5 protein-coding genes are annotated in these 9830 nt (G+C 73.9%); 3 read left to right on the plus strand and 2 right to left on the minus strand.

The window, feature by feature from the left end; genetic code table 11:
* Window positions 1-2: 2 nt before the first annotated feature.
* On the plus strand, window positions 3-2129 hold the full coding sequence (locus tag GA0070560_RS27145) for a bifunctional polysaccharide deacetylase/glycosyltransferase family 2 protein (protein ID WP_091302864.1): 2127 nt from the start codon (window positions 3-5) through the stop codon (window positions 2127-2129).
* 96 nt (window positions 2130-2225) lie between these two features.
* On the opposite strand, the gene GA0070560_RS27150 is transcribed toward GA0070560_RS27145, so the two are convergent.
* Window positions 2226-4319, minus strand: coding sequence for a S9 family peptidase (locus tag GA0070560_RS27150; protein ID WP_091302866.1), 2094 nt, complete (start codon window positions 4317-4319; stop codon window positions 2226-2228).
* A 91-nt stretch (window positions 4320-4410) separates the two neighbouring features.
* Here GA0070560_RS27150 and GA0070560_RS27155 point away from each other — a divergent pair, with 91 nt between their 5' ends.
* The gene (locus GA0070560_RS27155) at window positions 4411-5787 is read left to right on the plus strand and encodes an FAD-binding oxidoreductase (RefSeq protein ID WP_245675748.1); all 1377 of its coding nucleotides are present in this window, start codon (window positions 4411-4413) and stop codon (window positions 5785-5787) included.
* Window positions 5788-5856: 69 nt separating this feature from the next.
* Here GA0070560_RS27155 and GA0070560_RS27160 read toward each other — a convergent pair whose 3' ends face one another.
* Window positions 5857-7926 (minus strand): SpoIIE family protein phosphatase, encoded by a 2070-nt coding sequence (locus GA0070560_RS27160; protein WP_091302870.1) that lies wholly within the window; start codon window positions 7924-7926, stop codon window positions 5857-5859.
* Window positions 7927-8223: 297 nt separating this feature from the next.
* On the opposite strand from GA0070560_RS27160, the gene GA0070560_RS27165 reads away from it, so the two are divergent.
* On the plus strand, window positions 8224-9830 hold a 1607-nt coding region (locus tag GA0070560_RS27165), incomplete at its 3' end, for a HAMP domain-containing protein (RefSeq protein WP_139131613.1).

Genomic DNA, 9830 nt, shown 5'->3' on the forward strand with positions numbered 1-9830 from the left:
CCATGGCGCGACACGTCGCCCGCCGCGACCCGCGGGCCCACTGGGTGCTCCTGCTGCTCGGCCTGCTCCTGCTGCTCGCCGCGCTGACCGTCAACGGTCTGGTCTCCGGGATCGACGGCGGTGCCGGCCCGTCCGCCGCCCCGGCCGGGCCGGCGCCCGAGGAGGCCACCGGCGCCGGCCCGGTGCTGCGGCTGGACCAGCCCGAGCCGGTCAGCCGGCGGATGCCGGACCGGACCGTCGCGCTGACCTTCGACGACGGCCCGGACCCGGAATGGACGCCGCAGGTGCTCGACGTGCTGCGCCGGCACCGCGCGCACGCCACCTTCTTCGTGGTCGGCTCCCGGGTCAACGACCACCCGGAGCTGGTCCGGCGGATCCTCGACGAGGGACACGAGCTGGGCTCGCACACGTACACCCACGCCGACCTCGGCACGGTCTCCCCATGGCGGGCCGAACTGGAGCTGTCGCTGACCCGCAAGGCGGTCGCGGCGGCCACCGGGCGCGAGGTGACCCTGCTGCGGGCCCCCTACTCGTCCACCACCGGCACGCTCAACGCCGCTCTGTACGACGCGCTGCGCCGCGCCGCCGGCACCGGCCACGTGGCCGTCCTCGCCGACCTCGACGCCAAGGACTGGCAGCGGCCCGGCGTACCGGCGATCGTCCGCGCGGCCACCCCGCAGCCCGGCCGGGGCGCGGTGGTGCTGATGCACGACGGCGGCGGCGACCGGAGCCAGACCGTCGCCGCCCTGGACCAGCTCCTCACCCGGCTGTCGGCGCAGGACTACCGGTTCACCGGGATCTCCGAGGGAATCGACGCGCCGCCGTCGACCGTCCCGGCGTCGGCCGGCACCCGGCTCGGCGGGTACGCGCTGCGCTGGACCCAGACCGGGGCGCAGTGGGCGGCCACCGGCATGAACATGCTGCTCGCCGTCGCGCTGGTGCTCGGCATCGTCCGGCTGGCCGTGCAGGTCGCCTGCGCGCAGCTGCACGTACGCCGGGTCCGTCGCCCACACCGGCCGCGCCGGGTGGTCGACGCGCCGGTCTCGGTGATCGTGCCCGCGTACAACGAGGCCGCGAACATCGCCGCGACCGTACGGTCGTTGGTCTCCAGCGCGTACCCGGCGCTGGAGGTGATCGTGGTGGACGACGGCTCCAGCGACGGCACCGCCGACATCGTGGAGCGGATGGGGCTGCGCGGGGTGCGGGTCATCCGCCAGGCCAACGCCGGCAAGCCGGCCGCGCTCAACACCGGCATCCGGGCCGCCCGGGCGAACCTGCTGGTGCTGGTCGACGGGGACACCGTCTTCCAGCCGGACACCGTGCACCGGCTGGTGCAGGGCTTCGCCGACCCGACGGTCGGCGCGATCTCCGGCAACACCAAGGTCGCCAACCGGCGCCGGCTGCTCGGCCGCTGGCAGCACCTGGAGTACGTGATCGGCTTCAACCTGGACCGCCGGATGTACGACGTGCTGGAGTGCATGCCCACCATCCCCGGCGCGATCGGCGCGTTCCGCCGCGAGGTGCTGCTCGCCGTCGGCGGCGTCCCCTCGGACACCCTCGCCGAGGACACCGACCTGACCATGAAGGTGCTCCGGGCCGGCTGGCGGGTGGTGTACGAGGAAGGCGCGATCGCCTGGACCGAGGCGCCCAGCTCGCTGCGGCAGCTCTGGCGGCAGCGGTACCGCTGGTGCTACGGCACCATGCAGGCGATGTGGAAGCACCGGCACGCGCTGCGCGAGCCGGGGGCCGGCGGCAAGCTCGGCCGGCGCGGCCTGCCGTACCTGACCGTCTTCCAGATCGTGCTGCCGCTGGCCGCCCCCGCGGTCGACGTGTACGCCGTCTACGGGCTGCTCTTCCTGCCCTGGTCGACGCTCGTGCTGGCCTGGGTGGGGCTGCTCCTGCTCCAGGGGCTGACCGCCGCGTACGCCCTGCGGCTGGACCGCGAACGCTACGGCCCGCTCTGGTCGCTGCCGTTGCAGCAGCTCGTCTACCGGCAGGTGATGTACCTGGTGGTGGTGCAGTCGGCGGTCACCGCGGTGATCGGCAACCGGCTGCGCTGGCAGCGGATGGTCCGTACCGGTGAGGTGGCGGCCCTGGTCGACGCGCGCCCGCCGGGCCAGCCGGTCTGACCGTCGGACGTCGGGGCCGGGCGGAGTGCTCCTCCGCCCGGCCCTCGTCCGTCCCGTCGCCGCCGCCGGACGGTGAGGTGGCGGCGCGGTACACGGTCAGGCGCGGCCCAGCCGGTCCAGGATCCAGGCGTTGATGAACGCCTCCTCGCGCCAGGCGTCGTACCGGCCGCTCGGGCCGCCGTGTCCGGCGCCCATCTCGGTCTTGAGCAGGTAGTCGCCCTGCGGGGCGACCGCGCGCAGCCGGGCGATCCACTTGGCCGGCTCGTGGTAGAGCACCCGGGTGTCGTTGAGGCTGGTCACCGCGAGGATCGCCGGGTAGTCGACGGCGGTGACGTTCTCGTACGGGGTGTACGACTTCATGTACGCGTAGACCTCCGGGTCGGCGAGCGGGTTGCCCCACTCCTCCCACTCGGTGACCGTCAACGGCAGCGACGGGTCGAGGATCGAGGTGAGCGCGTCCACGAAGGGCACCTGCGCGACGATCCCGCGGAAGGCGTCCGGGGCGAGGTTGGCGACCGCGCCCATCAGCAGCCCGCCGGCCGAGGCACCCCGGGCGACCAGCCGGTCGCTCGCCGTCCAGCCGGCCTTGACCAGGTGCCGGGCGCAGGCCACGAAGTCGGTGAAGGTGTTCTTCTTGGCCAGCAGCTTGCCCTCGTCGTACCAGCGTCGGCCCAGCTCACCGCCGCCCCGGATGTGCGCCACGGCGAAGATGACACCCCGGTCGAGCAGGGAGAGCCGGGCGATGGAGAACCAGGGGTCCATGCTCGCCTCGTACGAGCCGTACCCGTAGATCACGCACGGCGCGGAGCCGTCGCGCGGAGTGTCCCGGCGGCAGACCAGTGAGATCGGCACCCGGGTGCCGTCGTCGGCGAGCGCCCAGTCACGGTGCTGCTCGTAGTCGGCGGGGTCGAACGCCCGGCCGTCCGGCCCCGGGCGGACCGGCTTCTGCCGGCGCAGCACCATCTGCCGGGTGACCAGGTCGTAGTCGTACACCGAGTCGGGGGTGACCAGCGAGGTGTAGCGCATCCGGATCTCCCGGGTGCGGTACTCCGGGTTGGCGTCCAGCCCGACGCTGTAGATCGGCTCGGGGAAGTCGATGTCCCACTCGTCGCCGCCGCCGATCGGGAGGACCCGCAGCCCGGTGAGGCCGTTGGCGCGCAGCGAGACGACGAGGTAGCTCTCGAAGGCGTCGACCGCCTCCAGCCGGGTGCCGGGGGAGTGGTCGATCAGCGGCACCCAGTCGCCGGGGGCGTCCGCCGAGGTCCAGGCCAGCGCGAAGTCCTCCGCGCCGTCGTTGTGCAGGATCAGGAAGCGGTGGCCGTGGTGCTCCAGCGAGTACTCGACGCCCTGCCGGCGCGGGGCGACGACGGCCGGCTCGCCGGTCGGGTTGCCCGCCGGGATCACCCGGACCTCGCTGGTGACCTTGCTGTGGATGTCGATGACCACGAAGCGCTCGGAGCGGGTCAGCTCGACACCGACCCAGAACCGCTCGTCGTCCTCGGAGTGCACCACCACGTCCTCGCCCGACGGGGTGCCGACGACGTGCCGCCACACCCGGTTCGGTCGCCACGCCTCGTCGACGGTGACGTAGAAGAGCACCGAGGCGTCGGTGGACCAGGCGGTGCCGTAGAAGGTGTCGGGCACCTCGTCGGCGAGCAGTTCGCCGGTGCTCAGGTCCTTGATCCGCAGGGTGAACCGCTCGTCGCCGCTGAAGTCGGTCGAGTACGCCAGCCGGCGCCCGTCCGGGCTGACGTCGAACGCGCCGAGGGCGAAGAAGTCGTGCCCCTCGGCGAGCAGGTTGCCGTCGAGCAGCACCTCCTCGCCGTCGAGCGGTGCGCCGTCCGCGCTGACCGGTGGGGTGGTCTCGCCGTCGCGGACCGCCCGGCGGCAGTGCACGCCGTACTGCTGGCCCTCGATCGTGCGGGTGTAGTACCAGTAGCCGCCCTTGCGGGTGGGCACCGTCAGGTCGGTCTCCTGGGTGCGCCGGCGGGTCTCCTCGAACAGTTCCGCACGCAGCCCGTCCAGGTGCGCCGTGCGGGACTCGGTGTACGCGTTCTCGGCGGTCAGGTGGGCGATGGTCTCCGGGTCGTCCTTGGCGGCCAGCCAGGCGTACTCGTCGACGACGGTGTCGCCGTGGTGGGTGCGCTCGGCGGGCACCCGCTTGGCGACGGGCGCGGTGTCGGTGGTCACGGCGTCACGTTACCGGCCGGCCGCCGTCCACGGCGCGGCCTCTTCGTCCGACTTGCCGCCGCGTCGTTCGAACATGTGTACGATGAGCGCCATGGCGGCAGCAGCGCGTTCCACCGGTGCAGCGGAGATCACCCGACGGCTGGCCTCGATCTGCGGCCCGTCCTTCGCCCGCTTCGCGGGGGCCGCCGACGAGGTGGCCGGGCGGGCGGCCCGCTGGGTGGCCGTTCCCGGTGGCCCGGAGGCGACGGCCGAGGTGCTGCGGCTGGCGGCCCGGCACGACCTGACCGTGGTGCCCCGGGGCGCCGGCACGAAGATCGACTGGGGGGCCGCCCCCGCGCGGGTCGACATCATGCTGGACACCGGCCGGCTCGCCGGCATCGGCCACCAGCCGGTCGGATCGCCGGTGGTCGAGATCGGGGCCGGCACGCCGCTGCGCGCGGTCCAGGCCGTCCTCGAACGCACCGGCCGCCGGCTGCCGTTGGATCCCCCCTCGCCCGGGGCCACCCTCGGCGGGGTGCTCGCCGCCGACGAGGCCGGCCCGCTGCGCCACCGCCACGGCACCGCCTGCGAGCAGCTCGTCGGCCTGCGCTGGCTGGACGCCGACGGCGAGCTGGTCGGCGCCGGGGTGGGGCCGGCCGAGCTGTCCGCCGGGGCGGCGCCGGTCGGGCTGGACGTGGGTCGACTGCTCTGCGGCTCGCAGGGCGGGCTGGGGGTGCTCGTCTCGGCAACCGTACGGGCACAGGCCGTGCCGGCCAGCCGGATCTGGGTGATCCGTCCGGTGTGGACGCCGCTGGAGGTGCACGACCTGATCCGCGCGGTGCTCGCCGCCCGGCTCGACCCGGCCGCCATCGAGCTGGACCTGCCGGCGACCGGCACCCGACCGGCCCGGCCGATGGACCCGGCCCGCGCGGCGGCCCGTGCCGCCCACCCCTCGATGGCGGGGCGGCGGGAGACGCCGGCGCGGGGCGGGGCGGGCACCCTGGCGGTCCTGCTGGAGGGTGGCCCCGCCGACGTGGCGGAGCGGGTCGACCGGCTGGTGGCGCTCTTCGACGGTGAGGCGAGCGTGGACAACGCCGCCCCGCCCTGGTGGCGCAGCTACCCGTTCGGTCCGGGCGACACCGCGCTGCGCATCGAGGTGCCGATCACCGACCTGCACGCCGCCGTCTACGCGCTGCGTGACGCGGCCGGCGCCCCCGTCCCGGTACGCGGCTCCGCCGGCCTCGGTGTGCTGCACGCGGCCCTGCCCGGCACGCTGCCCGGCGGCCGGGTCGCCTCGATCCTCGCCGCCGTGCGCGGGGTGCTGCTCGCGCGACGGGGGCGGTGCGTGGTGGTCGCCGCGCCCCCGACCGTGCGGCGGGAGATCGATGTGTGGGGCGAGGCGGCGGTGATCCCCCGGCTCCGGGCGGCGAAGGACCACCTCGACCCGCACCGCCGGCTGGCTCCGGGGCGGCTGCCCGGCGGCCTCTGATCCGCCGGCGGCGACCGTTCCGCGCCCGGCGCGGGAGCCGGGGCGGTCGTAATCAGTTCAGCCAGGGGCTCAGAGGGCGTCGTTGCGCAGGACCAGGATGGCGATGTCATCGCGCGGGGTCTCCACCGAGAAGTTGATCGCGGTGGCGCGCAGCCGGGCGGCGACCACGTCGGCCGAGTACCCGGCCAGCGGGGCGGCGGCGTCGCGCAGCCGGTCGACGCCGAACAGTTCCCGGCCGCGCCGGCGCTCGGTCACCCCGTCGGTGTAGAAGACCAGCGAGTCACCGGGCGCGAGCGGCACCTCCGCCGTCGGCGAGGTGATCGCGTCGAGCAGACCCAGCGCGGTGCCGCCGAGCCCGACGAAGGATGCTCCGCCCCCGCCGCGCAGCAACACCGGGCGGTCGTGCCCGGCCAGGTGCAGCGAGACGTCGAGCTGCCCCCGCTCGCCCGGACCGACGGCGGCGAGCGCGAGCGTGCAGTACCGGCCACCACCCCGCTCGACCAGCGTCTCGTTGAGCCGGGACAGCGCCTCCGGCAGCGGCTTGCCGTCGCCGACCAGCACCCGGATCACGTCCCGGACCAGCCCGGTCACCGCCGCCGCCTGCACCCCCTTGCCGGAGACGTCGCCGATGACGACCAGCCAGCGGCCGTCCGGCAGCGGCACCACGTCGTAGAAGTCGCCGCCGACCTCGGCGTCGTCGCCCGTCGGGACGTACTCGGCGGCGAAGCCGATTCCCTCGACGACCGGCAGCACCGGTGGCAGCAGTGACTGCTGGAGGGTCTGCGCCACCCGGCGGCGCTCGGCGTGGATCCGGGCGTTCTCGATGGCGAGGGCAGCCCGCCGGGCCACGTCCTCCAGCACGGCGACCTCGTCCGGGTCGTGCCGGTGCCGCAGGTGCCGGCCGACCGCCAGGGTGCCGAGGCGCTGACCGCGGGCGATCAGCGGGACGGCGAAGCCCTCCATCGGCGGGCCCAGCGGGACCTGCGTGGCGCTGCGGGACGCCTCCCTGAGCCGGGCCTGCACCGATTCCGGCCCGGTCTCCTCGAGCACCTTGTGCAGCTGGGGCAGGACCGTCTCGTCGGCGTGGCTGGAGGCGGCCAGCCGCAGCTGGCCCCACTCGTCGGTGGTGTGCACCGCGCACCACTGGCCCAGCCGGGGCACCATCAGCTGCGGGATCAACGCCATGGTCAGCTCGACGTCCAGCGACTGGGCGAGCAGTTCACTCGCCTCGGCGAGGAAGGTCAGCCAGGCCTGGCGACGGATGTCGGCCCGGCGCAGCCGGTCGTTCTCCAGGTGCAGCGAGAGCCGTTCCGCGGCGAGTACGGCGAGCGGTCGGGCGTACGCCGAGGGCGCGGCGTCCAGTTCCAGCTCCCCGGCGTACGGGCGGTGCACGGCCAGCGGCACCTGGAGCAGTTCGTTGCCGGGGCGGGGCTGGCGGCCGTACCGGGCGAGCACCTGGGTGCCCTGCCCGTCCCCCCGGTCCAGCCGGACCACGCCTCCGGCCGCGCCGACCATCTCGGCGACCCGGGTCAGCAGGTCGGCGGCGAAGTCGGGCAGCGGGTCCTCGGCGTACGGGTCGGGGTTGGTCTGGGTCAGCTCGCTCATCGCGGTGGCACTCGGCGCGGAACTCGCCGCGACCGTGCCGTCCCCGCCGTTGACCGGCACCTGGTCCAGCGCGGCGGGCACCTCCGGTGCCGCACCGGGCCGGTCCAGCCGGAACCAGACGCCCTTGCCGGTGGGCAGGTACGTGGTGCCCCAGCGGCTGGCGAAGTGGTCGACCAGCAGCAGTCCCCGGCCCCGCTCGGAGACCTCGGTGATCTCGTCGGTGTCGTTGCGGACGCCCACCACCAGCTCGTCCACCGGCCCGGCGGCGAAGTCGGTGACGGTGACGGTGAGCCCGACCGGGTCGGCGGCGACCTCGATGTCCAGTTCGGTGCGGGCGTGCTCCACCGCGTTGGTGGAGAGTTCGGTGGTCAGCAGCAGCGCCTCGTTGAGCAGGTCGTCGAGGTCGGCCTCGGTGAGCACGGAGCGGACCAGCGCGCGGGCGGCGGCGGGCGTACGCCGGTCGGCGGGCAGGCGGATGCGACGGACGTGCTCGTCCCGGCCCCCGTCCGCCGCGGGCCCTGCCTCCGCTGACACCCTCGTATCCTCCACCGGCACGGGCCGGGTGCCAAGCCGGACGGCCTCGCCGGGCATGCTGGGGGACCGGTGTGGCCGGCCGACAGAGGCGGTCGACCGGCGGGCAATATGTCCGCCCGACGGCACCGAACCGACGGCGTTTCCGAGTCACGGGTCGCGCCGCCGTGCGTCAGGTTCCGCGCGCCGCGCCCGAGGTGGGGCGGCCGACGCGGCGTCTGCGGCGTCGACACGGCGTTGGGCACAATGATGGGATGGGTGGCGTGTCGACGCGCCGGGAGGCCCCGAGCTGAGCGAGGAATGATGAGCGCGAAACAGTCGGTGACCGCGGACCCGTCCGCGACCGAGCGCGATGCGCTGTTCGTCGAGCTGGCGGAGGCGTTGCGCCGGGTACGCGGCGGCGACTTCAAGGTGCGGCTGCCCCGCCGGGCGGGCGCGGCCGGTGAGGTCGCCGACGCCTTCAACGACGTGGTGGCGCTCCAGGAGCGGCAGCACCTCGACCTGCGCCGGATCAGTCGGGTCGTCGGCCGGGACGGCCGGCTCACCGAGCGTCTCGACGAGGAGGGCTTCGACGGCTCGTGGGCGGAGGGCCAGCGGGCCATCAACTCCCTCGTCGACGACCTCGGCCGCCCCACCACGGAGATCGCCCGGGTGATCGTGGCGGTGGCCGACGGCGACCTCTCCCAGCACATGGCGCTGGAGATCGACGGTCGCCCGCTGCGCGGTGAGTACCTGCGCATCGGTCGCACGGTCAACACGATGGTCGACCAGCTCTCGTCCTTCTCCAACGAGGTGACCCGGGTGGCCCGCGAGGTGGGCACGGAGGGCAAGCTCGGCGGTCAGGCCGACGTCCGTGGCGTCGCCGGCACCTGGAAGGACCTCACCGACTCGGTCAACACCATGGCGTCGAACCTGACCGGCCAGGTGCGGTCGATCTCCCAGGTGGCCACGGCGGTGGCGAAGGGCGACCTGTCGCAGAAGATCACGGTGGGCGCCCGGGGCGAGGTCGCCGAGCTGGCCGACACGATGAACTCGCTCACCGACACCCTGCGGCTCTTCGCCGAGCAGGTGACCCGGGTGGCCCGTGAGGTGGGCACCGAGGGCAAGCTCGGCGGTCAGGCGGACGTGCCGAACGTCGCCGGCACCTGGAAGGACCTGACCGACAGCGTCAACTCGATGGCGTCGAACCTGACCGCCCAGGTGCGCAACATCGCCCAGGTCTCCACGGCGGTCGCCCGGGGCGACCTGAGCCAGAAGATCACCGTGGCGGCGCAGGGCGAGATCCTGGAACTCAAGGACACCGTCAACACGATGGTGGATCAGTTGTCGTCGTTCGCCGACGAGGTGACCCGGGTGGCCCGTGAGGTGGGCATCGAGGGCAAGCTGGGTGGTCAGGCCCAGGTGCGCGGGGTCTCCGGCACCTGGCGGGACCTGACGGAGAACGTCAACCAGCTCGCCGGCAACCTGACCAGCCAGGTGCGCAACATCTCCCAGGTCTCCACCGCGGTCGCCAAGGGCGACCTGTCGCAGAAGATCACCGTCGACGCGCAGGGCGAGATCCTGGAGCTGAAGAACACCGTCAACACGATGGTGGATCAGTTGTCGTCGTTCGCCGACGAGGTGACCCGGGTGGCCCGTGAGGTGGGCACGGAGGGCAAGCTGGGTGGTCAGGCCCAGGTCAACGGCGTCGCCGGCACCTGGCGGGACCTGACCGACAACGTGAACTCGATGGCGTCGAACCTGACCTCGCAGGTGCGCAACATCGCCTCGGTGACCACGGCGGTGGCGAAGGGTGACCTGTCGCAGAAGATCACGGTGGATGCCCGGGGCGAGATCCTGGAGCTGAAGTCCACGGTGAACACGATGGTGGATCAGTTGTCGTCGTTCGCCGACGAGGTGACCCGGGT

Source organism: Micromonospora halophytica (genome assembly GCF_900090245.1).
Classification (GTDB): domain Bacteria; phylum Actinomycetota; class Actinomycetes; order Mycobacteriales; family Micromonosporaceae; genus Micromonospora; species Micromonospora halophytica.

Bases quoted from the DNA above. Each gene is read 5' to 3' on its own strand.
- GA0070560_RS27145 (WP_091302864.1), top strand. From the start codon at position 3: ATGGCGCGACACGTCGCCCGCCGCGACCCGCGGGCCCACTGGGTGCTC.
- GA0070560_RS27155 (WP_245675748.1), top strand. From the start codon at position 4,411: ATGGCGGCAGCAGCGCGTTCCACCGGTGCAGCGGAGATCACCCGACGG.